This is a genomic window from Mesorhizobium sp. PAMC28654, assembly GCF_020616515.1.
Lineage (GTDB): Bacteria > Pseudomonadota > Alphaproteobacteria > Rhizobiales > Rhizobiaceae > Mesorhizobium.
In genome coordinates, this window is record NZ_CP085135.1 from 359192 (window position 1) to 384851 (window position 25660).

A 25660-nucleotide genomic window follows, 5' to 3' on the forward strand; every position below is an offset into this window, starting at 1 on the left:
AATGGCGCCTCGGTTTCTATTGCGGCGTTGCGGATTTCAGGGCGCGTCGCAAGATGCGGTCGAGTTCCCCCAGAAATCGCGAGCGGTCCTGTGGTGCGAAGCTGGCATTGTAGCCCTTGCTCTCGCCGGTCTCGCGCAGATGCTGCTTGAGATCGCGCATCGCCACCGCCATGCCGATCGTTTCCGGCGTAAAGGGGCGTCCTGTCGGACCAAGCACATGCGCGCCGAGCGCCACGGTACGGGCAGCAAGCGGGATGTCGGCGGTCACCACGATGTCATTGGCCCGTGCATTTTCGACGATCCAGTCGTCGGCCGCGTCGGCTCCCTTGGAGACGACGACGTTGCGGATCCTCGGATCGCGGGAAGGGCGCAGGCCGCCATTGGAGACATAGGTGACGACGACGCCATGGCGCTCGGCCACTTTTTCGACCTCGGCTTTCACCGGGCAGGCGTCAGCGTCGACGTAGATGGCGGGTGCGGGCATCGTTCGTTCCAACAAAGATGGGGCCGGTGATCTCATCCGGCCCCATGGATACCATCTGATCGGTCGTTAGGCCGGCAAGGCGCCGGACTTCTTCGCCGTCCAGGTGGCGATGTAGTCCATCAGGCCGGGATTGAGGCAATCATAGGGTTCGAGCCCGATTTTCTTCAGCTGGCCGCGAATGCCGTCCATCCGCTTCGGATCGACGCCGGATTCGATGATCGACGAGACGAAGGCGGTGAAGCCCGGAGGCGACCAGCCGTCCTCGACGAAGCGCTCGGGGTGGATGAAGGTCAGGCCCTTGAACGGATGATCGCGCTCGACCGGTCCGTGCATGTGGACGCCGCAACCGGTGCAGGCATGGCGCTGGATCAGCGCTGAGGCGTCGACCACCTTGAGCTTGTCGCCATTCTCGGTGACGGTGACGTCGCCCGTGCCCGCTACGGCCACGACCGAGAACACCGCGCCTTCGGGCTTCCAGCATTTTGTGCAGCCGCAAGCGGTTGTGGGCGATCTGGCCCTTGACCTTCACCTTCACCGGCTTGCTCGTGCAGGCACAGACCAGCGTGCCGCCGGCGAAGCTCGCGCTTTCCTTGGGCAGTCCATTGTCGATTTTCGGATGCAGTTTTTCCGCCATGTCTTCTCCTCCCATGTTGTGAACCACAGAGGTCGCGGGCCGATTGGTCCGCGGCGTGTCGCTCTTCCAGCGTATGATCGGCCAAGTTTTGGCTGGTCATACGCAGATTCGATGGAACGCGACCGGACGCCGACTTGCATCCGCTCCTTACGGGCGCGTCCTAGTAAACCACGACGCTCCTGATCGATTTGCCCTCATGCATGAGGTCAAAACCCCTATTGATGTCCTCGAGCTTCAGCGTGTGGGTGATCATCGGGTCGATCTCGATCTTGCCGTCCATGTACCAGTCGACGATTTTCGGCACATCGGTGCGGCCGCGCGCGCCGCCAAAGGCGGTACCCATCCAGGTGCGCCCGGTGACCAGCTGGAACGGCCGCGTCGAAATCTCCTGGCCAGCACCGGCAACGCCGATGACCACCGACTTGCCCCAGCCGCGATGCGAGGCTTCCAGCGCCTGGCGCATGACCTTGGTGTTGCCGGTGCAGTCGAACGTGTAGTCGGCGCCGCCGATCTGGTCGGCGCCGCGTTTGGTCATGTTGACGAGATAGGGCACGACATCGCCGTCGATCTCCTTGGGATTGACGAAATGCGTCATGCCGAACTTCTCGCCCCAGGCCTTCTTGTCGTTGTTGAGGTCAACGCCGATGATCATGTCGGCGCCGGCAAGGCGCAGGCCCTGGATGACGTTGAGGCCGATGCCACCGAGGCCGAAGACCACGGCCGTCGCGCCGATCTCGACCTTGGCGGTGTTGATGACGGCGCCGATGCCGGTGGTGACGCCGCAGCCGATGTAGCAGATCTTGTCGAAGGGCGCGTCGGGATTGACCTTGGCCAGCGCGATCTCCGGCAGCACGGTAAAGTTGGAGAAGGTCGAGCAGCCCATGTAGTGGAAGATCTTGTCCTTGCCGATCGAGAAGCGCGACGAGCCATCGGGCATCAGGCCCTGGCCCTGCGTGGCGCGGATGGCCGTGCACAGGTTGGTCTTGCGCGACAGGCAGGACGGGCACGAGCGGCATTCGGGCGTGTAGAGCGGAATGACATGGTCGCCCTTCTTGAGCGAGGTGACGCCCTTGCCGACATCGACGACGACGCCGGCACCTTCATGGCCGAGAATGGCTGGAAACAGGCCTTCGGGATCGGCGCCCGACAGTGTGAATTCATCGGTGTGGCAGATGCCCGTCGCCTTGATCTCGACCAGCACCTCGCCTTCGCGCGGACCCTCGAGGTCGACCTCCATGATCTCAAGCGGCTTTCCGGCGGCGACAGCGACTGCGGCGCGGGTTTTCATAAGGCAATTCCTCCAAAGGCGATTTTCGCGCAAGCTTTCAGGTTTTGCCCTGGCGATCAACCGCTAGCTGGTTCCAGGCTTGGGCCAAGACGAAGAATTTTAATCCCAAATCGATTGAAAGATCGCGATTCACCTGGCCGGCTTGACCGCGCCGGCACAGGTCATAAAAGGAACGGCCGACCCGAGGGATGACATCCGCATGTTTACCAAGATTCTGATCGCCAATCGTGGCGAGATTGCCTGCCGCGTCATCAAGACAGCCCGCAAGATGGGCATCGCCACGGTCGCCGTTTATTCCGATGCGGATCGCGATGCCGTGCATGTCGAGATGGCGGACGAAGCCGTGCATATCGGGCCATCGCCAGCGGCGCAGAGCTATCTGGTACCCGAAAAGATCATCGCCGCCTGCAAGGCGACCGGCGCGCAGGCGGTTCATCCTGGCTACGGCTTTCTCTCCGAGCGCGCTGCCTTCTGTGAGGCGCTTGAGGCCGAGGGCATTGTCTTCATCGGCCCGAAGCTCAGAGCGATCAAGGCGATGGGCGACAAGATCGAATCGAAGAAATTCGCCAACGCCGCCAAGGTTTCGACCGTGCCCGGCTGGCTCGGCGTCATCGAAAATGCCGACCATGCCGAAAAGATCGCCGGCGAGATCGGCTATCCCGTCATGATCAAGGCTTCAGCCGGCGGCGGCGGCAAGGGCATGCGCATCGCCTGGAGCCAGTTGGAAGTGCGCGATGGATTCGACCGGGCACGTTCGGAAGCCAAGAGCTCGTTCGGCGACGACCGCGTCTTCATCGAGAAGTTCGTCGTCGATCCGCGCCACATCGAAATCCAGGTTCTAGCCGACGCGCATGGCAACGCACTCTATCTCGGCGAGCGCGAGTGCTCGATCCAGCGCCGCAACCAGAAGGTCGCCGAAGAGGCGCCGTCGCCTTTCCTCGACGCCGAGACGCGCAAGGCCATGGGCGAGCAGTCGGTGGCGCTGGCCAGGGCCGTCGATTACCAGAGCGCGGGCACGGTCGAGTTCATCGTCGACAAGGACAAGAACTTCTATTTCCTTGAAATGAATACACGATTGCAGGTCGAGCACCCGGTGACGGAACTCATCACCGGCATCGATCTGGTCGAGCAGATGATCCGCGTTGCGGCCGGTGAGAGACTCGCCATCAAGCAGAGCGATGTGAAACTGAACGGCTGGGCGGTCGAAAGCCGGCTCTACGCCGAAGACCCTTATCGCAACTTCCTGCCCTCGATCGGCCGGCTGACGCGCTACCGGCCGCCGGAGGAAGGACAATTCGGGGACATCGTCATCCGCAACGACACCGGTGTCACCGAGGGTTCGGAGATCTCGATGTTCTATGATCCGATGATCGCCAAGCTGTGCACCTGGGCGCCGACGCGTATCGAGGCGATCGACGCCATGTCGGAAGCGCTCGACAGCTTCGTTGTCGATGGCATCGAGCACAACATCCCGTTCCTGGCGGCACTGATGCAGCATCCGCGCTGGCGGGAAGGGCGGATTTCAACCGCCTTCATCGCCGAGGAATATCCCGACGGTTTTGCACCGATCGTGCCGAACGGCGATGAGAAAGCCGTGCTGGCGTCGATCGCCACCGCGGTCGAATTGCTGCGCCGCGACCGGCTCGACCGGTTGGGCGGTCGGCTGGCTCCGCATTCGGGCGCCTTGAAACGCGATTGGGTGGTGAAGATTGGCGAGGATTACCTCTCGGCATCGATCCTCGAAGGCATGATATCCATTCCCATGGAAGTCGACCTGTCGATCGAAGGCGGCAAGGCGCTGACAGTTTCATCCGACTGGCGGCCTGGCGACCTGATCTGGCAGGGCAAAGTCGGGAATCGTTCCGTCACGGCGCAGATCAGACCGGTTTCGAACGGCCTTCGCATCGCCTGGAAGGGTATGTCGGTGACCACTCGTGTGATGCTGCCCCGTATCGCCGAGCTTGAAAGGCTGATGCCCGAAAAGCTGCCGCCGGATACGTCGAAGATGCTTCTATGCCCGATGCCCGGTCTCGTCGTGTCGATCGCCGTTGTCGAGGGGCAGGAGGTCAAGGCTGGCGAAACGCTGGCGGTGGTCGAGGCGATGAAGATGGAAAACGTGCTGCGCGCCGAACGCGACCTCACCGTATCGAAACTCAATGCCAAGCCGGGTGACAGCCTGGCCGTCGACGCGGTGATCATGGAGTTCGCGTGAGGCTCGTGGCCTTGCATTGCCAGCGTCGGTTTTGTTTGGCCGCGACCTATCTGTGAACAGGCAATCGCTGGACTCGCATCCGGCCGTCCCGGACAATACATCTTCAGGACTTGAGTCCTTTTGAACGGCGCGGAAAAAACATGGCGGACGACAGACTTCCACGCGATCCCCTGAAGCGCGAAGCCGCGATCCAGGCCGCGCGCCCGGAGGCGCCGGCGCGGCCGTTCATCCATCTGCGCGTGCATTCGGCCTATTCGCTGCTCGAAGGCGCGCTCCAGATCGGCAAGATCGTCGGCCACGCCGTCAAGGACGAAGCTCCGGCTATCGCGGTCACCGACACCAACAATCTGTTCGGGGCGCTGGAGTTCGCACAGAAGGCGGTCAAGGATGGGATCCAGCCGATCATCGGCTGCCAGACCGCGCTCGCCTTTTCCGGCGAGAACAGTGACGGACAGCGCGACCGCCGCCGGCAAGGTCCCGATATGCGGCCGGTCGTCCTGATCGCCGCGACCGAGGCGGGCTATAGCCATCTGGTCAAGCTGGTCAGCCGTGTCTATCTCGAAACGCCTCCCGGCGAAGCGGTGCACCTGACCACCGAAATGATGCAAGGCCATTGCGATGGGCTGATCTGCCTCAGCGGCGGGCCGCGTGGCCCGATCGGTATCGCCTTGAAGGAAGATCGTCGCGACCTCGCCGAGGCGCGGCTTTTGACCCTCAAGGCCATGTTCGGCGACAGGCTCTATGTCGAACTGGATCGGGTTTCCGGCTATGACCGGACGATCGAGCAATCGTCGATCGATCTTGCCTATGCCCATGAATTGCCGCTGGTCGCCACCAATGAGGCGTTCTTCTCGGCGCGCGACGACTATGACGCGCATGACGCGCTCATCGCCATCGCTGAGGGATCGGTCGTAGCCGCGGACAATCGCCGCCGCCTGACGCCCGACAATTTCCTGCGCGGCCAGGCCGATATGGCGCGGCTGTTCGCCGACCTGCCGGAAGCGATCGACAATACGGTCGAGATCGCGATGCGCTGTTCCTACTATCCCAAGAACCGCAATCCGATCCTGCCGCGCTTCACCGGCGGTGATGTCGCCGATAACGAAGCCGCCGTGCATGCGGAAGCCGACGAGCTCGCCCGCCAGGCGCATGAAGGGTTGGACGCGCGGCTGGCCGCGCACGGTCCGACGCCCGGCTATACGGTCGAGCAATATCGCGAGCGGCTGAATTTCGAGCTCGGCATCATCACCAAGATGAAGTTTCCGGGCTACTTCCTGATCGTTGCCGACTTCATCAAATGGGCGAAGGCGCAGGGCATACCGGTCGGGCCGGGCCGCGGTTCGGGCGCCGGTTCGCTGGTGGCCTATTCGACGACCATCACCGATATCGACCCGCTGCGCTTCTCGCTGCTGTTCGAGCGCTTCCTCAATCCCGACCGCGTATCGATGCCCGACTTCGACATCGATTTCTGCCAGGATCGCCGCGAAGAAGTCATCCGCTACGTCCAGAAGAAATACGGCCGTGACCAGGTCGGCCAGATCATCACCTTCGGTACGCTGCAGGCCCGCGCCGTGCTGCGCGACGTCGGCCGCGTGTTGCAGATGCCCTATGGCCAGGTCGACAAGCTTTCCAAGATGGTGCCGCAGAACCCGGCCAATCCGGTGAAGCTCGCCGAGGCGATCGCCAACGAGCCGCGCTTTGCCGAAGAGGCCGAACGCGAGCCGATCGTCCAGACGCTGCTCGACATGGCGCAGAAGCTGGAAGGGCTCTACCGCCACGCTTCGACGCACGCCGCCGGCATCGTCATCGGCGATCGGCCGCTGTCCGAACTGGTGCCGATGTATCGCGATCCGCGCTCGGACATGCCGGTCACCCAGTTCAACATGAAATATGTCGAGCAGGCCGGGCTGGTGAAGTTCGACTTTCTCGGCCTGAAGACGCTGACCGTGCTGGAGACTGCGGTGAAGCTCATCCGCCGACGCGGCATCGAGATCGACCTGGCAAATATCCCGCTCGACGACGCCGAAACCTACGCCATGCTGTCGCGCGGCGAAGTGGTCGGCGTGTTCCAGGTGGAAAGTGCCGGCATGCGCAAGGCGCTGATCGGCATGCGGCCCGACTGCATCGAGGACATCATCGCGCTGGTTGCCCTCTATCGGCCGGGCCCGATGGAGAACATCCCGACCTACAACGCCAGAAAGCATGGCGAGGAGGAGATGGCGTCGATCCATCCCAAGATCGACCATCTGGTGAAGGAGACGCAGGGCGTCATCGTCTACCAGGAACAGGTGATGCAGATCGCGCAGGAGCTGTCCGGCTATTCGCTCGGCGAAGCCGACCTTCTGCGCCGGGCCATGGGCAAGAAGATCCGCGCCGAGATGGACAAGCAGCGCGAGCGTTTTGTCTCGGGCGCGGTCGAGCGCGGTGTCGGCAAGCCGCAAGCCGACTTCATTTTCGATCTGCTGGCAAAGTTCGCCGACTATGGGTTCAACAAGTCGCACGCCGCCGCCTATGCGGTCGTCTCCTATCAGACCGCCTATCTGAAGGCGCATTATCCGGTCGAGTTCCTGGCGGCGTCGATGACGCTCGACATGGGCAACACCGACAAGCTCGCGGATTTTCGTCAGGATGCGCTGCGCCTTGGCATCGAGGTTCTGGCGCCATCGGTGATGACCAGCTTTCGCCCCTTCGAAGTGGGTGAGAACCGCATCTATTATTCGCTGGCCGCGCTCAAGGGCGTCGGCGACGCGGCGGTCGAGCACATCGTTGTCATGCGCGGCGAAAAGCCGTTCAAGAACCTCGCCGACTTCTGCGAGCGCGTGGATCCCAAGATTGTCGGCAAGCGCGTCTTCGAAAGCCTGATCACGGCCGGCGCGCTCGATTGCTTCGGCCATGACCGCGCGTCGATGATGGCGGGTGTCGAACGCATGATGGGGCTGGCGTCGCTGGCGCAGCAGAACGCCGTCTCCGGCCAGCACGACATTTTCGGCGCGTCGCTCGGTGCGCAGTCACAAGCGCTCAATCTGCCGACGACCGAGCCGTGGCTCGCCGCCGACCGGCTGCACCGCGAATTCCAGGTGGTTGGCTTCTATCTCTCCGCCCATCCGCTCGACGAGTACAAGGCTGTCTTGCAGAAGATGCGGGTGCAGAACTGGGGCGAGTTCTCGGCGGCCGTCAAGCGCGGTGCCGCCGCCGGCCGTCTGGCCGGCACGGTAACCTCCAAGCAGGAACGCAAGACGCGTACCGGCAACAAGATGGGCGTCATCGCCTTTTCCGATACATCCGGCCAGTACGAGGCTGTGCTGTTTTCGGAAGGGCTGGCGCAGTATCGCGACCTTCTGGAGGCTGGCCGCTCCGTCGTCATCACCGTTGCGGCCGAGGACAGGCCGGAAGGCGTCAATCTGCGCATCAACTCGGTACAATCGCTGGAGGATGAGGCAAGCCGCATCCAGAAGGCGCTGCGTATCTTCGTGCGCAACGCCACACCGATCAACACGCTGGCGAACCAGTTGACCGTCAAGGGCGAGGGGCAGGTCAGTTTTGTGCTGATCAAGGAAGAGGGCGCGGGCGAGGTGGAGATCGAATTGCCCAATCGCTACCGTATCTCGCCGCAGATCGCGTCGGCCATGCGCGCGGTGCCGGGCGTGGTCGAGGTTGAACTCGTCTAGCCGGCTGGACGGAAGTCGACGCGGACGCTATCGCATTCAACATGAACAACGGGGTCGGGGGCGGATTGCAGGGCGCTGTGGCATTGACGCGACTGCGCGGCAGGCTGCGCAAGCTCTATCATGGGCGCACGCCCGCCGCCTTCCGGTTTCAGGTGGCGGCAATCGTCATCGATCTGGCCATTATCGCCTTCTTCATCGCCGCACCGGTCCTGCAACAGTCGGCCTCGTTCCTGTGGCTCGACTATGGAGTAGCGGCACTCGTCGCCGCGGACATAGCTGCCCGGCTGCTCGCCTCAAACGACATGCTGCGCCAGATGAAGCAGCCGACCTCATGGGTCGATATCTTCATCCTGCTGACATTGCTGATGCCTACGGCGCTGGCCAATCTCGCTTTTCTGCGCATCCTGCGGCTGTGGTCACTGTCGCGCAGCGGTTCGCTTTGGCGGCATTTCGAAATGCGCGGCCTGAGACCCTGGCGCGAAGCGAGCCAGGCGGTCATCAATCTGGTGACCTTCCTGTTCGTCATCACCGGTTTCGTCTACACGTTCTTCTTCCGCAACGGCGCTGGCCTGGAGAACTACGTCGACGCGCTTTATTTCACCGTCGCCACGGTGACGACGACAGGTTTCGGCGACATCGTGCTGCCAGGCATCGCCGGCAAGCTGACGGCCATCGTCACCATGATCATCGGCATATCGCTGTTCGTCAGGCTCGCGCAGGCGATCTTCCGGCCGGCCAAGGTGTTCTTTCCCTGTCCGCAATGCGGGTTGCAGCGGCATGAACCGGATGCCGTGCATTGCAAGGCCTGCGGCCGTGTTCTCAACATACCCGACGACGGCAACTAGGTGCATTGATATTCAGGTGATGCCGGCCTGCGAACGGCAGCTTCCTGCGCTTCCGGTACTTACGTACCGAAATGTACGCTCCGTTCCGGTTCTCGGAAACCACCATTCTCGACTCGGCCTGACCTGAATCTCAATGGCGCGCTACGACGCCGCCACTTCGGCCGGCCTTATCGGTTTGCGCTGCAGATTGAGCAGGTTGCCCATCAGGATCAGCAGCGCGCCGCCAGCGGTGAAAACGTCGATCTGCTCGCTATAGAGCAACCAGCCAACCAGTGCCGACAGCGGTACGCGCAGGAAGTCCATCGGCGAAATGACGGTGGCGTCGGCGTAGGTGAGCGCCCTAGCCATGCAGAAATGCGACGACATGCCGGTGAAGGCAATCAGCAGGATCCACGGCCAGAGATAAAGCGGCGGGTTACGCCATTCGTAGAGTGCCGGAGCAAGGCCAACCACCGACTGGATGATCAGCATCCAGAAGATGATGCGCACCACGCTGTCGGTTCGGGTCAGCGACTTGACCAGCACCAGGGATATGCCGAAGCAGACGGCCGCGCCCAAGACAACGACGTGCCCGAGATCGGCCGAACCCACACCGGGGCGTACGATGACGACCACGCCGATCAGCCCAAGCACGACAGCGGCGAGCTTTGCCCGGCTCAGCCTTTCGCCGAGAAACGTTACCGCCAGGATCGCCGTCCAGATCGGCGTGGTGAACTCGATGGAGATCAGCACCGCCAATGGAATCAGCGTCAGCGCATAAAGCCAGGCTGCCTGGCCGGTATAATGAACGACGTTGCGAGCAATATGCGCGAGAGGGCGTTCGGTGCGCATCGCCGCGAAGCCGCCGCTCGCCAACACCAGCGGCAGCAGAATGAAGAAGCCGATCACCGAACGCAGTTCCAGCACCTGGAACACATTGAGCTCCGCCGTGGTGGCGCGACCGGCTATCGACATCCCCAGGAACGAGGTGACCGAAAGCGCCATCCAGAAGGCTGCCTTGGGGATTGAAGGTGTGGCTGACATCTGAGCTATGTCGCAAGCCGGGGCCGTCACCGCAACCATGAGATGACGCATTCGACTGGGCCAGTCGCAAAACACCGCGATTGCAAAAAAACGGCCACGATGCCGGTGGAACCTGCTGTTGCAGCAGGCGTTGGTGCTCGAGAACAGCCAGGATTTCGCCGAAGATGCCATATTTGCGAGGAGACTTTCAATGAAATCACTTGCGCGATTTGCACTTGCCGGCTGTTCGTTGCTGGCGGCGGGCGTGGCGCATGCCGACGAGAGCAAGTTTCTCCAGTCTTTCCGGGGCAATTTCGCTGGCAAAGGCACTGTGCAGGTCACTACCGAAGTGCCGAACGTGAATGTGTCCTGTACGTTCAAGTCGAACGCGACCGCGACCTCACTGTCGCTGAATGGCAGTTGCCGCGGTCTGGTTCTGGTTACGCGCGCGATCAGCGCGAACTTGAAAACCGCCGGGGTGAAGTACACGGGCGTCTATGTCGGATCGCGTACCGGACCAGCGCAACTGAGCGGCAGCCGCTCGGGCAATGCAATCAATCTCATCATCACCTGGGCCAAGGTGGTCAACGGTGACCGCAAGGCCCAGCTGACGGTCGAGAAGAAGGGCGAGAACGGTATTCTCCTGACCGTTGTCGACCGTGATCCCAAGACCGGCAAGAACGTTGTGACAAGCCGGATTGATCTGCGACGGACTTGATTCGGCCTAATCTTCGATTGGCTCCGGCGGATGCGCGCCGCGGCCCTTGCCAAACGTGTAGCCGGTTTCCACCGCCTTGCGGCCGAATTTGTCGCGCAGCGCATCGATGGCGCCTTCGGCCATGGCACGCTTGCGCGCCTGGAAGTCGACGAGATCGGGCGGGTCGGCCTTGTCGTCGTCAGAGAGTTCGCTGACACCGATGCCAAGGAGCCGGTATTTTGTTCCATCCGCTTCCTTGCGAAGGAGCTCCACCCCAGTCTGGAAAATGCGATCGGCAAGGCGAGTCGGATCGCCGAGCTGGCGATTGCGCGTGCGGAGCTTGAAATCCTGGGTCTTCAGCTTCAGCACCACGGTGCGCCCGGCAATGCGCGATTTCTTCAGTCGTGCCGAAACCTTTTCCGAAAGGCCCCTCAGCACCGCGACCAACTCTTCCAGCGAAGCGATGTCGGTGTCGAAGGTGGTTTCGGCCGATACGCTCTTGGCATCCTGGTCAGGGTCGACGCGGCGGACGTCCTCACCGCGCGAAAGGTGGTAGAGCCGGTCGCCCATCGTGCCGTAGCGGCGCATCAGGTCGCCGCGATCCATCTTTTGCAACTGGCCGATGGTGCGGATGCCGTCGCGTTCGAGCGTCGCGTTGAATGCCTTGCCGACGCCCCAGATCATCGCCACCGGCTGCTCGGCCAGGAAGCCGACCGCTTCCGCCTCGCCGATCACCGAAAAGCCGCGCGGCTTGCGGAAGTCCGACGCTATCTTGGCGAGGAACTTGCAGTAGGAGAGCCCGGCCGAAACCGTGATTCCGATCTCCTTCTCGACGGCAAGCGCGAACCGGGCCAGCACCACCGCCGGCGGCAGGCCGTGCAACCGTTCGGTGCCGGCGAGGTCCAGGAACGCTTCGTCGATGGAGAGCGGCTCGACCAGAGGCGTCAGCGCCTGCATCATGGCGCGCACCTCGCGGCCGACGCGTACGTATTTTTCCATGTTCGGCGGAATGACAACGGCTTCCGGGCAGGCTTCGAGGGCCTTGAACATCGGCATTGCCGAGCGGACGCCCTGGATGCGCGCTATGTAGCAGGCGGTGGAGACAACGCCGCGCTTGCCGCCGCCGATGATCAGCGGGCGGTCCTTCAGCGCCGGATTGTCGCGTTTTTCTATGGCCGCGTAGAAAGCGTCGCAGTCGATATGGGCAAGATACAGCCGGTAAAGCTCGGGATGGCGGGCGAGGCGAGGGCTGCCGCACCGCTCGCACCGACGTGTCTCGCCGCGCTGAAAAGTCAGGCAGTCGCGGCAAAAACCGTGATCGGGATTGTTGACAGGGGCGGCCATCGCTGCGAACATAAAGAGAACGGAAGCAATGGTACGACAGTGCAAGGCCAGCGACAAGGCTGGCCTGGGGAGAACGTATGAGCACGACCGTCGCGCCGCTGGTGCCCGAGCTTTGGGCCGAATTCGAGGACCTTTTTGGCAAGCAAGGCGCCTGCTACGGCTGCTGGTGCACGCATTTCCGGTTGGCGCCGGCGGCGCGCCGGGCGAGCGATCGCGAAAGCAACAAGGACCATATCAAGGCGCGCATCGAAGCCGGTCCGCCGCCGGGCCTGCTGGCATTCGAGGACAGCCAGGCTGTCGGCTGGATGCAGATCGGCCCACGCGCCGACGTGCCCGAATGGAACAATCGAGGCAGGGGGTCGGCACCGGTCGGCCCTGCGGATGCGGCGGATCCGGGCGTCTGGGCGATTTCCTGCTTTTTCATTCGCGCCAAGGCGCGGGGCAGGGGCGTGACCCACCGTCTGGTGGAAGGTGGCATCGCGTTCGCCCGGCAGAGTGGCGCGCGGCTGGTCGAGGCCTGCCCGATCGATCTGTCAAGGGATTCGCGTTCGATCGGACTTTTCGTCGGTTCGTCGCGAGTTTTCGAGAAAGCCGGCTTCGAACGGCTTCTTGAACGCAAGGCCGGCCGACCGCTGATGCGGTTGATTCTTTGAGGCAAACGCCCGATTGTCGATGCCCGTCTTGCGGCTGTGATGGTATTTTCCTACCAGAACAGCGAAATGTTTTCGCCATCTGAGGCCAAACGGAGAATTTGCGTGAACCGTGTCCTGCCATTTGCTTTCCTTCTTGCGCTGAGCGCGCCTGCTTTCGGACAGACAGTCGACAGCCAGGGTGCGACGCATCTTTCCGAGAATCTGTCTCGCTATGTCGGCAAGCAGGCGGTCGACAAGGGCGTGCTGAAGGTCTCCGTGGAAGGCGATGCCTACAAGATCGCTTTCGACTTGAAGGCACTTGCCGCGATGTTTCCGGACCAGAAGCTCCTGAAATTCGACTTTGCCCCCTATGCCTTGCTGGTCAAACCGCGCAGCGATGGATCCTGGGATGTTTCGATGGATTTTTCGCAAAGCGCGTCCTTTGAGTTCAAAGGGCCCCAGGGGCTGCAAAGCACGCAGTTCTCGATCAAGGACGGCAAGGGTTCTGGCGTTTACGATCCCAATCTGGCGGCGTTCACCAGCGGCGCCAGTTCGATGGCCGGCATGACGATGACGTCGAAGGATGACAAGCAGCACATCGATGTCAGTGCCGGCGCCGGCACCGCGACCATCGCCGGGACCAAGTCAGCGAATGGCGGCGTCGATTTCACCACATCGCAAAAGGTGTCGAGCTTCGTCGAAGCGGTCAATTTCGACGATCCGGAAAGTGGGTTGAAATTCCCGGTCACCATCAAGTCGCCGGAAGTGTCGTTGGAGGCGGCCGGCAAGGGCGTGCGGACAAAGCCGTTGCTCGACCTGCTGGCATTTGCGGTGGCCAACGAAGACGAGGCCACGCTCAAGGCCAACCAGGCGCAGCTCAAGACGCTTTTGCGCGCCGCTTTGCCTTTGTGGGAGCGGGTCGACGGAAGCTACGGTTTCAAGGATCTGGCCGTGGCGAGCCCAGTCGGCAATTTCGGCGCGGCGCAGCTCAGCACCGCATTCGGAATGGACGGGATCGCGCAGAGCGGAACGGTCAATTATGCGATCAAGGCGTCAGGTTTGACCATTCCGACGCAGGTTCTGCCAGGCTGGAGCGTCGCGCTGCTGCCGACCGATATCGACCTCAATTTCGGCGGCGCCAACATTGATCTCGACAGTATGGCAAAGAAGGCGATCGATGCCTTCGATCTCAATCAGAATCCGCCGCTGTCGGCTGAATTTGGCAACTCACTGACCGCCGACTTCCTGGCCAGGACGCCGAAGGTCGTCATCGGACACAGCACGGTGAAGAACGCCAATATGGAAGTCGCAGTGGAAGGCGAGATGACCTTCCCCGATGAGAAACCCGAGGCCAATCTCAAGGTTGATGTTGGCGGCTACGACAAGATCGTCGAAAGCCTGCAGGAGGCGGCAAAGTCCGATCCGGATGTCGCGCAATACGTACCTGTCGCGCTCGTCGTCAAAGGTTTTGCCAAGACGCTCCCCGATGGTCACCTCGAATGGGTCGTCAACACCAAGGCGGACGGCTCGGTGACGGTCAACGGCGTCATGGTGAAGCCTGCCGATCCAGTCCAGGATGACAGCGGCGCAACCGACGACAGCAGCGACGATGATGGCGGCGATTCCGGCGCCCAGATGGGACAGCCTTCACAGGAAAGCAAGTAAACGCGACGAAATTCGACCGCTGGCAGATAGAGCGGTTCGCATTCGCGAGCCGCTATCTATTTGATTTTCTGCGTATATGCGGGTGCCAGAGCTCTATAGCCCAAGCGCTGCCGCGATCTTCGGCGCCGCCTCGGGCCAGTCCTGCACGACGATAATGTCGTCGGGTATCGGCGGCAGGAATTCGCGCAGCGAATTGTCGGCCATCAGATGGAAAAGATGCGCGTCGGCGACCGAATGGCGCGCCGACACCAGATTCGGCGGCTGATCGTCGACGAAGGCAATGGGGCGTCCCTTGTCGCCGCGCAACTTGGCCACCGCCGGCCCCTTGGCCATTTCCGTGGTCAAAAGCGGGTAATTCAGCCCGAGCGCATCGAGATGGGCGCGGCGAACAGCGCGATGCTTGTGCGGCATGGCCGTCAGCATGACGATCTCGGCCTGGTCGCCGAGAGCCGAAAGCGCCTCGGCCGCGCCGTCGGTGATGCTTTGCCATTCGGCTTGCGTGTGGAAGAAGTCGTCCAGAAGCGCCGTCACTTCCGCCTGCTCGACCAATCTGCCGGTTCCCTGCTCGGCAATGTTGCCGGTCAGACGGAACGAAGCCAGTGTCAGACCGAAGCCGCGAGCCTTGAGGAAATTCGGGAAGGGGCGGATGAATTCGAGCACGACATCGTCGACGTCGAGTATCAGCAAGGGTCGGTCGTCGTCCGCCAGTTCGGCGATCTGTCGTGCGGTTTCTGGATCATCGCTCATATCGAATGCTCATGGTTGTCGTCGCCAAGGGGAAGCGCCCGCAGAGCCTTGCCGACGGACGCGGGCGGGGTGCCCGTTTCCTCCGCGAAGCGCAGGAGCGTCGGCTCGTGGGCGAGAATGAATTGCAGGACGCCGGCCAGGAATCCCGGTTCGCCGGCCGCCAGACGGATGGAATGCGCCTCGATGCCGGTGATCGCCAGGAAGCGCGACAACAACTCCGGGTCCGAGGCGACGAAGGCCAGTGCCTTCACGGCAATGGTTTCCGCTTCTTCGCGCATTGACGCTACGTTTGCCATCACTACCTTCAGGTGTGCGGGATGAGTCTGTTTCCGCAGTAATGGCAAGCGTCGCTTGCGGCAAGCCACCAACTCCTTCCAAGCGGCGTCGAGGTGGAATCCGGGCAGCTTTTCCCGCGGCGGATTTCCGTTTCGTCAATCATATTGCCGTAAAGTGAGGCAGGGTTTGGTGCGCTCCGACGGGAACGCATGACGGCAGCCTTCAAGCGGAAGGTCGGCCGGGACGGGAAGTAAATGCCTAAGAAGGTCATGATCGTCGAGGACAATGAGCTCAATATGAAGCTCTTTCGAGACCTCATCGAAGCGAGCGGCTACGAGACCGTGCGCACGCGCAACGGCCTGGAAGCCCTGGATCTGGCGCGACAGCACCGGCCGGATCTCATCTTGATGGACATCCAGTTGCCCGAAGTTTCAGGCCTGGAAGTGACCAAATGGCTGAAGGAGGATGATGACCTTCATTCCATCCCGGTCATTGCCGTCACGGCGTTCGCCATGAAGGGCGATGAAGAACGTATTCGCCAGGGCGGTTGCGAGGCGTATATTTCCAAGCCGATCTCGGTGCCGCGTTTCATCGAAACCATCAAATCCTATCTGGGCGATGCATGATGTGCCCTTCCAGCCGAGCCGGAGCCTTGTGAAATGACCGCGCGGATCCTCGTCGTCGACGACATCCCTGCCAATGTAAGGCTGCTCGAGGTCCGGTTGCTTGCCGAGTATTTCGAGGTCCTGACGGCCACCAACGGGCCGGATGCGATCGAGACCTGCGAGAACGGCAAGGTCGACGTCGTGCTGCTCGACGTGATGATGCCGGGCATGGATGGGTTCGAGGTCTGCCGGCGGCTGAAGAGCGATCCCGCGACCTCACACATTCCTGTCGTCATGATCACGGCTCTGGATCAGGTTTCGGACCGGGTACGCGGCCTTGAAGCCGGCGCCGATGATTTCCTGACCAAGCCGGTCAACGATCTGCAACTGATGACGCGCGTCAAGAGCCTGGTGCGGCTGAAGTCGCTGACCGACGAGTTGCGGCTGCGCGCCTCGACCACGCGCAACATCGGCATCGAGGAATTGTTGAGCCGCAGTTTCGCCTCCGAGGACACGACGCCGAAAGTGCTTCTGATCGATGAGCGCAAGTCCTCCTTCGATCGTATCCAGAAAATGCTGCGCGGCAGCGCCGATGTCGACCTTGCCATGGACCCGCATGCCGGCTTCTTCCAGGCTGCGGAGCTTCCCTATGAATGCGTGCTGATCTCGACGGCCTTCACCGATTTCGATCCGCTCAGGCTCTGCTCGCAATTGCGATCGCTGGATCGCACGCGCTTCCTGCCGATCATCCTGCTGGCGGAGCAGGGCGATGAGGCGCGCATCATCCGCGGTCTCGAACTCGGTATCAACGATTACCTGATGCGGCCGATCGACCAGCATGAATTGACGGCGCGTCTGCGCACGCAGGTGCGCCGCAAGCGCTACAACGACCATTTGCGCGCCAGCGTCACCCAGACGATCGAGATGGCGGTCACCGACGGCCTGACCGGGCTGCACAATCGCCGCTATCTGGACAGCCATCTGCATACCCTGTTCGAGCGCGCCGTGGCGCGGCGGCGGCCGCTGTCGGTGATGATCACCGATCTCGATCGATTCAAGAGCATCAACGACACGCATGGCCATGATGGCGGTGACGAGGTGCTGCGTGAATTCGCGCGGCGGCTGCGCAAGAATGTGCGCGGCATCGATCTGGCCTGTCGTTTTGGCGGCGAGGAGTTCGTCGTGGTGATGCCGGATACGGATGGCACAGTGGCCGAAAAGGTCGCCGAGCGTATCCGCGCGGAGATCGCACAGCTTCCATTCGCGGTCGGTCACGACGGCAAGACGATCGAAGTCACCGTCAGTGTCGGCGTCTCATCCGTGCTGAAGGGCGTGGACACTGTCGCGGCGCTGATGAAGCGCGCCGACCTTGCGCTCTACGAAGCCAAGAGCGGCGGCCGCAACCGCGTCGTCGCCAAGGCAGCATAGGGCAATCGCCCGATTATCCAGCGAAGCCGACAGGGTTACGAATTTACCTTAATCCAAGCGATTCGCGAGCCGTGGTTAAGAAACTGTTGATTTTCATCAGTTCTTGGGCGAGTGTGCTGGTAGACAAAGATGGCCGGCGCGAGGATAGATTGCCGGTCAATCCCTAGAATACCCCATGTCTCAGGTCCGCCGCATCTCCTGGGTCCGTGGGGTCGGCCGGCCGGCGCTGGCACATAGTGGCCTCCTCGTACCGCTGCCAAACGCCGACCGGCCCCCTTTTTCCAAAACACATCAGGATTCCATGCCAGGCCTTTGAAAAGGCTGGCGGTTGACGGGGCGTCTCTCGAAGCTCGCCGTCGCGTCGCGGCGATCGTCCGTCATGCCTGCCGCTCAGCTCTCGGCTCACGATTTCCGGCGAAAGCAGTTATCGCTCCTGACATTCGGTTGACAGGAGCTTTCTTCTGTGCAGAAATTGGTTGGACCATTGGACCACTTGGAGGATTTGTGGACCAGAACAGCCTGCCACCCATACAGACGACGGCGCGCGACGACGCCGTGCTGAAGGCATTGGTGGGCTTTGTCGGCGCCGAGGCCTTGCAGCCCGGTGAAAAACTTCCGACCGAACGCATTCTTGCCGAGCGGCTGAAGGTCAGCCGAAACACCGTGCGCGAGGCGCTGACGCGTTGGGAGGGGTTGGGTCTGGTCGAGCGGCGGCAAGGCAGCGGCACCTATCTCAAGGCGGCTGTATCGGCCGATATGCTGCATATGCCGCTGACGCTGGCGGGCGGCAGTGATTTCACCAGCCTGATGCAGACCCTGGAAATCCGCCGCGCGCTGGAGGCGGAAGCGGCAGCACTTTGCGCCGAACGCGCAAGCCAGGAGGACATCGCGGAGATTGCCCGCAAGCTGGACGCCATGGAACAGGCTTTTCTCATGCGTGACGGCATGTCGTCGAATGAGGACTGGGAGTTCCACCAGGCGATCTACCGGGTTTCGGGCAACCCGCTGTTCGAGCAGATCATCTCCGCCATGCACGAATTGTTTCACCGCTTCTGGGAGCACCCGCTCGGCGTGCGCGATTTTGGCCACGCCAGCTTTCCCTACCATCGCACCATCTACGAATGCATCGCCACCGGTGACCCAGCTGGCGCACGCGCCGAGGCACTGAAGCTGATCGCCACTGTCGAGAACGACCTCAAGCGCGGCGCCGCCAAACTCAAACTCCTGGACCTGAAATGAACGAGCATCCAACCGGTTTCGACAAGGACTATCTCGCCGAGGCGGCAACGCTTCTGGCTCACGACGAGCCATTTCCCGGTGGCGCGGTGGTGCCGCCGATCTACCAGACTTCGCTGTTCACCTTTGGCAACTACGCCGAGATGGCCGATACATTCGCCGGCAAGCGGCGCCAGCCGATCTATTCGCGCGGCGACAACCCGACGGTGATGGAGTTCGAGAGCCGCGTGGCGGCGCTGGAAGGTGCTGAAGCCGCGCGTGGCTTTTCCAGCGGCATGGCGGCCATCAGCGCCACCGTGCTCGCGTTCGTCGGGGCGGGTGAGCGCATTGTCGCGGTGCGCAATTGCTACGGCGATGCCTACCGACTTTTCGAGCGATTGCTGCCGCGGATGAACATCAAGGTCGACTATGTCGATGGCTCCGACCCGGATGCGGTCGCGGCGGCACTGCCCGGTGCGAAGCTGCTTTATCTCGAAAGCCCGACCTCGATGATGTTCGAGTTGCAGGATCTGCCGCACCTGACCCGGTTGGCGAAGGAACAGGGCATCATCACCACGATCGACAATTCCTGGGCGACGCCGGTTTTCCAGAAACCCATCCTGCACGGCGTGGACCTGGTCCTTCACTCGGCCTCGAAATATCTCGGCGGCCACAGCGATACGGTCGCCGGCGTCGTGGCGGGTTCATCGGCCCATATCAAGCATATCAACGAGCAGACCTATTCCTTTCTCGGCGGCAAGCTGTCTCCCTTCGAGGCCTGGCTGCTGCTGCGCGGGCTGCGCACGCTGCCGCTGCGCTTGCCGCACCATATGAAGAGCGGCCTGACCATCGCTGAACGGCTGAAGGCGCATGGCAATGTGGAGCGGGTCAACCACCCCGTCTATTCGAACCATCCAGGCAAGGCCACGCTGGCTGGCTATGCGGGCCTGTTCTCGTTCGAGGTGACCGAGGATATCGACATCCCCGTCTTCGTCGACGCGCTGAAATATTTCCGCATTGGCGTCAGCTGGGGTGGGCATGAGAGCCTGGTCGTGCCTGCCAAGGCGTCGCTTGAGCAGACGCCCGGCGTGAATTCGATGGCGCGCTTCGGCGTCAGCCCCCGAACCATCCGCTTCAATGTCGGATTGGAAAATGTCGAGGACCTCTGGGCGGATGTGGCCCAGGCCTTCGAAAAAGCAAAAAAATAGTTGGAGCAGCAAACTAAAATGGGAGTGTTCAAGATGAAACGACTGAGCGTGATGCTTGCAGCCGCCGCGGGACTGGCGATTTCCGCCGGAAGCGCGATGGCGGATACGACCCTCAAGATGGTCGAGGTGATCACCAGCCCGCCGCGCACGGAATTCCTGAAGAAACAGATCGCCGAGTTCGAGGCGGCAAACCCGGGCGTCAAGGTTGATCTGGTCTCGCTGCCCTGGGGCCAGGCGTTCGAGAAATTCCTCACCATGGTGCAGGCCGGCGATACCCCTGACGTGGTCGAGATGCCGGAGCGCTGGATGGGTCTCTACGCCAACAACGGCCAGCTCGAGGATCTCGGCCCGTACATGGCCAAATGGCCTGACGCCAAGACGCTGGGCGACCGAGCCAAGGAGTTCGGTTCCACCGTCAACAACACGCAGTACATGATCCCCTACGGCTACTACGTGAACGCGCTGTTCTGGAACAAGAAGCTGTTCAAGCAGGCAGGTCTCGACGGTCCGCCCGCGACGCTCGACGAATTCATCGCGGACGCCAAGAAGATTTCGGCACTGCCCGGCAAATATGGCTACTGCCTGCGCGGCGGCCCGGGTGGCTTCAACGGAATGCACATGTTCATGAACATCGCGGACGGGAAGGGCGGTTACTTCAACGCCGACGGCACGTCGACCATCAACGATCCGGGTTCGGTGAAGGGCCTCCAGATGCTGGCCGACATGTACAAGGACGGTCTGGCGCCGAAGGATGCCGTCAGTTGGGGCTTCAACGAAACCGTCACCGGTTTCTATTCGGGCACCTGTGCCATGATCAACCAGGATCCGGATGCGTTGCTCGGCATTGCCGACAAGATGAGCGCTGATGATTTCGCCGTGGCGCCGATGCCGGTTGGGCCAACGGGCAAGTCGTTCCCGACGCTGGGCTATGGCGGCTGGGCGATGTTCGCCAACTCGCAGCACAAGGATGACGCCTGGAAGCTGATGGCGACGCTTTTGTCGCCCAAGGACAATCTTGACTGGGCCAAGGAAGTCGGTGTCATTCCGATCCACAACGGCGCTGATCAGGACGCTCATTTCAAGACCGAGCAGTTCAAGGGCTGGTTCGAGGAACTGAGCGACACCAGCAAATACGAAATGGTGACGCCGCCGACCCATCTGGAAAATCTCGGCAATTTTGTCGACCAGGTCGCGATCAAGAACTTCCAGGAAGTTCTGCTTGGCCAGAAGACGGCCAAGGACGTGGCCGACGAATGGGCTGCGTTCCTGACCAAGGAGCAGCAGGACTGGATGGCGAAGAACAAGAAGTAGGGCGCCTCTTCCTTCTCCCCGTTCACGGGGAGAAGGTGGCCCGAAAGGGCCGGATGAGGGGCGGCGCCAACACCCCAAGGTTCGCGCTGCCTCTTATCCGCCTGCCGGCATCTGGCCGGTCACGGCCGCTCCGGGCGTTCGTTGTTCGAAAAGCCAGGCAATTGGCTTTTCATCCGCTACGCGGACCACGCCTCACCCCCGTAGAACGGGGACAAGGGCGCTGTCGCCTACGCGGCATTCACCTCTCAACGCAGAGCTATCAATGACCTATGCCGTCCCCGAAATACGATCCGCCGGCGCCCCGCGCCGCAAGCGGCTGTCCTATGCGGCGGTCGAGCCCTGGCTTTATCTCAGCCCGGCGATCGTGCTTCTGATCATCGTGCTGGTGGTGCCGCTCATCATCGGCATCAGCTATTCGTTTCGCAAATTCTCCGCCTTCAAATCGGAATACGTCGGGCTTGGGCAGTACCACGCCATGCTGTCCGATGCGGCGTTGGGGCAGGCGCTTGTCAACACGCTGTGGTGGACGGTCGCCAGTCTTTTCTTCCAGTTCTTCCTTGGCCTTGGCCTGGCGTTGCTGCTCGACAAACCGTTCATCGGGCGTAAGTTCGTCCAGGCCGTGGTTTTCCTGCCGTGGGCGGTGCCGTCCTTCCTGTCGGGTCTGACATGGGCTTGGCTGTTCAACCCGATCATCGGGCCGCTGCCTCACTGGCTTTTCGCACTGGGGCTCAGGGCTGATCCGTCCACCAGCATCCTGTCCGATCCGGCCACTGCCATGTGGGGGCCGATCATCGCCAACATCTGGTTCGGCATTCCGTTCTTCGCCATCACGCTGCTGGCTGCGCTGAAGTCGATCCCATCGGAGCTGCATGAGGCCGCGGCGATCGATGGCGCCTCGCCATGGCAGCGCTTCAGCAAGGTGACGCTGCCATTCCTGGCGCCGACCATCGTCATCACCGTCATGCTGCGCACCATCTGGATCGCCACCTTCGCCGACCTGATCTTCGTGATGACGTCAGGAGGGCCCGCAGGGTCGACCAGCACCGTGCCGGTCTACATCTACGTCAGCGCCTTCAAGTCGCTGGACAAGGGCTATGCCTCGGCGGTGGCGTTGCTGCTGCTCGTCTTGCTCATCGTCTATGCCGTGGCGCTGATCGGCATTCGACGCTCAATCGTGAGGCATGTCTGATGATCGCCGGACGCACCACCTCTTCGCGCATTCTCAGTGGCGTCGGCCTCTATGGCGCCATTGCGGCCTATATGATCTTCGCGCTGTTCCCGATCTTCTGGACGTTGAAGATATCGGTCACGCCGGAGCGGTTGCTCTATTCCGAGGGCATCACCTTATGGCCCTCGCAGACGACGTTCCAGAATTTCTACACCGTGCTGGAAGCCTCTGATTTCCCGCGCTATTTCCTGAACAGCGTCATCGTCTCGGTGGCGACGGCGGCCCTGGTGACCGTCATTGCCACGCTCGCCGGCTATGCCATGTCGCGCTTCACCTTCCGTGGCAAGGCGATACTCGCCATCATGCTGCTTTTGACCCAGACCTTCCCGCTGGTGATGGTCATTCCGCCGATCTACCGGGTCATGGGCGAGCTTGGCCTCACCAACAGCCTGATCGGGCTGATCATCATCTACACCGCCTTCAACACCGCCTTCGCGACCTTTCTGATGCAGTCCTTCTTCGACGGCATCCCAAAGGACCTGGAAGAGGCGGCGATGATCGACGGCTGCACGCGCGCCCAGGCGATGCGCAAGGTGATCGTGCCACTGACGCTGCCCGGTATGGGCGCGACGCTCGGCTTCGTCTTCACGGCGGCGTGGAGCGAGCTTCTGTTCGCGCTGATGCTGATCTCCAGCGACGACAAGAAGACTTTCGCGGTTGGCCTGCTCACCTATATCGGCAAGTTCGCCGTCGACTGGGGACAGATGATGGCTGCGTCCATCCTCGCGCTGATCCCGGTCTGCATCTTCTTCGCCTTCCTGCAACGCTATCTCGTGACCGGCCTCACCGCCGGCGCGGTCAAAGGATAATCGATGGCTTCCGTTACGCTGCAACAAGTCGCGAAAAATTACGGTTCGGTACGGATCCTTCACGGTGTCGACCTCGAAATCGCCGACGGCGAGTTCGTCGTGCTGGTCGGTCCGTCCGGCTGCGGGAAGTCGACCCTGCTGCGCATGATCGCCGGTCTGGAGGAGGTTTCGGGCGGCGAGATTCGCATCGGTGAACAGCTGGTCAACGACGTTGCGCCGAAGGACCGCGACATCGCCATGGTGTTCCAATCCTACGCGCTCTATCCGCACATGGACGTATCGTCGAACATGGGCTTCAGCCTGCTCCTGAAGAAGGCGGAGAAGGCAACGATCGACAAGCGCGTCGGCAGCGCGGCCAGCCGGCTGGGTCTCGATACTTTCCTGCAGCGCTTGCCGCGCCAGCTTTCCGGCGGCCAGCGCCAGCGCGTCGCCATGGGCCGCGCCATCGTGCGCGATCCGAAGGTTTTCCTGTTCGATGAGCCGCTGTCCAACCTCGATGCCAAGCTGCGGGTCCATATGCGCGCCGAGATCAAGGCATTGCATCAGCAGTTGAAGACCACCTCTGTCTACGTCACCCACGACCAGATCGAAGCGATGACCATGGCCGACCGCATCGTCGTCATGCATGATGGCTTCGTGCAGCAGGTCGGCGCTCCGCTGGAGCTCTACGACCGGCCGGTCAACATTTTCGTGGCCGGCTTCATCGGTTCGCCCGGCATGAATTTCCTGCCGGCGACGGTGCGCAAGGACGGCAAGACGAGCGCGGTGCTGGCCGACGGCCAGGCACTCGCGCTGCCCGATGGATTGCCGCTGAAGGACGGCGATGCGCTCACCATCGGGTTGCGGCCGGAGCATATCCAACTGGCCGACGATGGAGCCATCAAGGCCGAGGTCCAAGTGGTGGAGCCGCTCGGCCTGTCGACGCAGTTCTACGTCAAGCTTGCCAATCAGCAGGTCTGCGTCTTCGCCATGGGGCGCAGCGGTGTCAGACCAGGCGACATGGTGCGGCTATCGGCTGATCCAGCGGCGCTCCACCTGTTCGATCCCAAGAGCGGCGATCGCATCGGGTAGGGGCGGAACCGATCAGTTGCGGTGCGAGGGTTTCAAGGTACCGCGCAAGGATAGGTGAGATTGCGCCAAGGTGCACCTTCAAGACAGCGGGGCGCCATCCATGCTCGAGTGGCCAGGAGAATGTCTATTTGACGCTTCTAGGGCAGAGCGCCTTGAATTGCTCCAAAGCCACGTCGTAGCCGTCCGCCGAACTTCCGCCGATGGATTCGCCATTTGAGTTCAGGAGGAGATATTCAGGTTGTGACGCCGAATCGTTGGGGTCGTGGTTCGGGTTGGGGCCGGAAAACGTAAACCCTTCGCTATTCAACGTGCTGAACTTCCCAGTTTTGCAGTTAGCCGAGATTGATACGGCGAGGGGCACCTTCAATTCATCCGACACGCATCTGGGCGTGACTTTGCCGACATAATCGCGGCAGTAGGCAACAGCGTTCGCCTTCGTGTGTTTGACATTTATGATGGCGTGCGACGTGCCTAAATTTGACTTGCTCACCACCGTGACCTCCATGCCGGCGCGGGAGCCGTAGCCAAGGGTTTCGCCGTGGGCGACGGTAGCTGATGCTGCGCACAAACAAAGCGCGGCCAGTATTCTCATGTCGTTGCCCCCCCATTTCTCGACCGACAATATCTTCGGCGTTGGCAAACGCAACAACCGTTCCCCTCCACAAGCGCCGCGCCAAATTTGAATCCAGCAGCTGTCGCAAGGCGGATTTGGGAAGGCGCACACATGAACCGCAAGCGCGGCCTTTTCAGGCTATGGCCGGCCTTGCCGGCGCCTTGGGTACTGGCGGTGGCCGGCGGCGGGGCGTTCTGATTCCAGTCGCCGTGGCTACAATGTGGCTAGAAATTTCATAGCCGGGGAAGGGCTATCGGGTAACCGATGTGGTGAAGAATAAAAAAGACAGTGAATTCAACAGCCTGCAAACGAAAAACGCCGCCCGATGGCGGCGTTTTGGCATGCATGGGAAAACCAGATTACTTGATCTTGGTTTCCTTGAATTCGACGTGCTTCTTGGCGACCGGGTCGTACTTGCGGAACGACAGCTTGTCGGTCTTGGTGCGGCTGTTCTTGCTGGTCACGTAGAAGAAACCGGTGTCAGCGGTCGACAGAAGCTTGATCTTGATGTTTGCGGCTTTGGCCATGATGTTCGTCCGTTGTGTTCGTGGAGTTTTTGCCGCTGGAGCACGGGGAAACACCCGGACGCGGGAAACTTGGCGCGACACATAAAGAACGTACCCGGAAAGTCAAGCCCGATGGTCCTGTAACTGGTCGGCGGCGGGCGCCATCGCGATG

The 25660-nt window shown here is 61.7% G+C and carries 22 protein-coding genes and 1 pseudogene; 14 read left to right on the forward strand and 9 right to left on the reverse strand.

The window, feature by feature from the left end; translation table 11 throughout:
* Positions 1-16 precede the first annotated feature (16 nt).
* From LGH82_RS01740 to LGH82_RS01750, 3 genes and pseudogenes are all read right to left on the reverse strand, one after another.
* Positions 17-484: a YaiI/YqxD family protein gene (locus LGH82_RS01740; RefSeq protein ID WP_227347034.1), complete on the reverse strand. Its 468-nt coding sequence runs from the start codon at positions 482-484 to the stop codon at positions 17-19.
* Positions 485-550: 66 nt separating this feature from the next.
* Positions 551-1118, reverse strand: a pseudogene (gene gfa, locus LGH82_RS01745) (S-(hydroxymethyl)glutathione synthase).
* 160 nt (positions 1119-1278) lie between these two features.
* Positions 1279-2406 carry an S-(hydroxymethyl)glutathione dehydrogenase/class III alcohol dehydrogenase gene (locus LGH82_RS01750; protein ID WP_227347035.1) on the reverse strand — a complete coding sequence of 376 codons (1128 nt, stop codon included), beginning with the start codon at positions 2404-2406 and terminating at the stop codon, positions 1279-1281.
* 199 nt (positions 2407-2605) lie between these two features.
* On the opposite strand from LGH82_RS01750, the gene LGH82_RS01755 reads away from it, so the two are divergent.
* The 3 genes from LGH82_RS01755 to LGH82_RS01765 all read left to right on the forward strand — a co-directional run bounded on the left by LGH82_RS01755 (position 2606) and on the right by LGH82_RS01765 (position 9131).
* Positions 2606-4618, forward strand: coding sequence for an acetyl/propionyl/methylcrotonyl-CoA carboxylase subunit alpha (locus LGH82_RS01755; RefSeq protein WP_227347036.1), 2013 nt, complete (start codon positions 2606-2608; stop codon positions 4616-4618).
* A gap of 140 nt (positions 4619-4758) precedes the next feature.
* Positions 4759-8286, forward strand: coding sequence for a DNA polymerase III subunit alpha (dnaE, locus tag LGH82_RS01760; protein WP_227347037.1), 3528 nt, complete (start codon positions 4759-4761; stop codon positions 8284-8286).
* 41 nt (positions 8287-8327) lie between these two features.
* A complete protein-coding gene (locus tag LGH82_RS01765; protein WP_413771417.1) occupies positions 8328-9131 on the forward strand; it encodes a potassium channel family protein in 804 nt (267 codons plus the stop codon).
* Between the two features lie 141 nt (positions 9132-9272).
* Here the strand turns inward: LGH82_RS01765 and LGH82_RS01770 are convergent, their stop codons facing one another.
* Positions 9273-10154 (reverse strand): DMT family transporter, encoded by an 882-nt coding sequence (locus LGH82_RS01770; protein WP_227347039.1) that lies wholly within the window; start codon positions 10152-10154, stop codon positions 9273-9275.
* A 190-nt stretch (positions 10155-10344) separates the two neighbouring features.
* Between LGH82_RS01770 and LGH82_RS01775 the strand changes: the two genes are divergently transcribed.
* On the forward strand, positions 10345-10851 hold the full coding sequence (locus LGH82_RS01775) for a hypothetical protein (RefSeq protein ID WP_227349452.1): 507 nt from the start codon (positions 10345-10347) through the stop codon (positions 10849-10851).
* A gap of 6 nt (positions 10852-10857) precedes the next feature.
* On the opposite strand, the gene LGH82_RS01780 is transcribed toward LGH82_RS01775, so the two are convergent.
* Positions 10858-12186 (reverse strand): DNA polymerase IV, encoded by a 1329-nt coding sequence (locus LGH82_RS01780; protein ID WP_227347040.1) that lies wholly within the window; start codon positions 12184-12186, stop codon positions 10858-10860.
* A gap of 65 nt (positions 12187-12251) precedes the next feature.
* Here LGH82_RS01780 and LGH82_RS01785 point away from each other — a divergent pair, with 65 nt between their 5' ends.
* Positions 12252-12827, forward strand: a complete 576-nt coding sequence (locus LGH82_RS01785; RefSeq protein WP_227347041.1) for a GNAT family N-acetyltransferase — start codon at positions 12252-12254, stop codon at positions 12825-12827.
* A 102-nt stretch (positions 12828-12929) separates the two neighbouring features.
* Positions 12930-14471, forward strand: a complete 1542-nt coding sequence (locus tag LGH82_RS01790) for a hypothetical protein (protein WP_227347042.1) — start codon at positions 12930-12932, stop codon at positions 14469-14471.
* 93 nt (positions 14472-14564) lie between these two features.
* Here the strand turns inward: LGH82_RS01790 and LGH82_RS01795 are convergent, their stop codons facing one another.
* Both LGH82_RS01795 and LGH82_RS01800 read right to left on the reverse strand, forming a co-directional pair.
* On the reverse strand, positions 14565-15218 hold the full coding sequence (locus LGH82_RS01795; RefSeq protein ID WP_227347043.1) for a hypothetical protein: 654 nt from the start codon (positions 15216-15218) through the stop codon (positions 14565-14567).
* On the reverse strand, positions 15215-15514 hold the full coding sequence (locus LGH82_RS01800; protein ID WP_227347044.1) for a DUF3572 domain-containing protein: 300 nt from the start codon (positions 15512-15514) through the stop codon (positions 15215-15217). The genes LGH82_RS01795 and LGH82_RS01800 overlap by 4 nt, the downstream gene beginning before the upstream one ends.
* Before the next feature lie 249 nt (positions 15515-15763).
* Here LGH82_RS01800 and LGH82_RS01805 point away from each other — a divergent pair, with 249 nt between their 5' ends.
* From LGH82_RS01805 to LGH82_RS01840, 8 genes are all read left to right on the forward strand, one after another.
* Complete coding sequence (locus LGH82_RS01805) at positions 15764-16120, forward strand: response regulator (RefSeq protein ID WP_319799907.1); 357 nt, start codon at positions 15764-15766, stop codon at positions 16118-16120.
* A 33-nt stretch (positions 16121-16153) separates the two neighbouring features.
* Complete coding sequence (locus LGH82_RS01810) at positions 16154-17527, forward strand: PleD family two-component system response regulator (RefSeq protein WP_227347045.1); 1374 nt, start codon at positions 16154-16156, stop codon at positions 17525-17527.
* A gap of 504 nt (positions 17528-18031) precedes the next feature.
* Positions 18032-18766, forward strand: a complete 735-nt coding sequence (locus LGH82_RS01815; protein WP_227347046.1) for a FadR/GntR family transcriptional regulator — start codon at positions 18032-18034, stop codon at positions 18764-18766.
* Entirely contained in the window at positions 18763-19950 is a 1188-nt protein-coding gene (locus tag LGH82_RS01820; protein ID WP_227347047.1) for a PLP-dependent transferase, read from the forward strand. The genes LGH82_RS01815 and LGH82_RS01820 overlap by 4 nt, the downstream gene beginning before the upstream one ends.
* 33 nt (positions 19951-19983) lie before the next feature.
* Positions 19984-21261 carry an ABC transporter substrate-binding protein gene (locus tag LGH82_RS01825; RefSeq protein WP_227347048.1) on the forward strand — a complete coding sequence of 426 codons (1278 nt, stop codon included), beginning with the start codon at positions 19984-19986 and terminating at the stop codon, positions 21259-21261.
* A gap of 262 nt (positions 21262-21523) precedes the next feature.
* Positions 21524-22450 carry a carbohydrate ABC transporter permease gene (locus LGH82_RS01830; RefSeq protein WP_227347049.1) on the forward strand — a complete coding sequence of 309 codons (927 nt, stop codon included), beginning with the start codon at positions 21524-21526 and terminating at the stop codon, positions 22448-22450.
* The gene (locus LGH82_RS01835; RefSeq protein ID WP_227347050.1) at positions 22450-23298 is read left to right on the forward strand and encodes a carbohydrate ABC transporter permease; all 849 of its coding nucleotides are present in this window, start codon (positions 22450-22452) and stop codon (positions 23296-23298) included. The genes LGH82_RS01830 and LGH82_RS01835 overlap by 1 nt, the downstream gene beginning before the upstream one ends.
* Positions 23299-23301: 3 nt before the next feature.
* Entirely contained in the window at positions 23302-24369 is a 1068-nt protein-coding gene (locus LGH82_RS01840) for an ABC transporter ATP-binding protein (protein WP_227347051.1), read from the forward strand.
* 124 nt (positions 24370-24493) lie between these two features.
* Here the strand turns inward: LGH82_RS01840 and LGH82_RS01845 are convergent, their stop codons facing one another.
* Positions 24494-24961: a hypothetical protein gene (locus tag LGH82_RS01845; RefSeq protein WP_227347052.1), complete on the reverse strand. Its 468-nt coding sequence runs from the start codon at positions 24959-24961 to the stop codon at positions 24494-24496.
* A gap of 380 nt (positions 24962-25341) precedes the next feature.
* Positions 25342-25509: a 50S ribosomal protein L33 gene (rpmG, locus tag LGH82_RS01850; RefSeq protein WP_006201775.1), complete on the reverse strand. Its 168-nt coding sequence runs from the start codon at positions 25507-25509 to the stop codon at positions 25342-25344.
* Positions 25510-25660 lie beyond the last annotated feature (151 nt).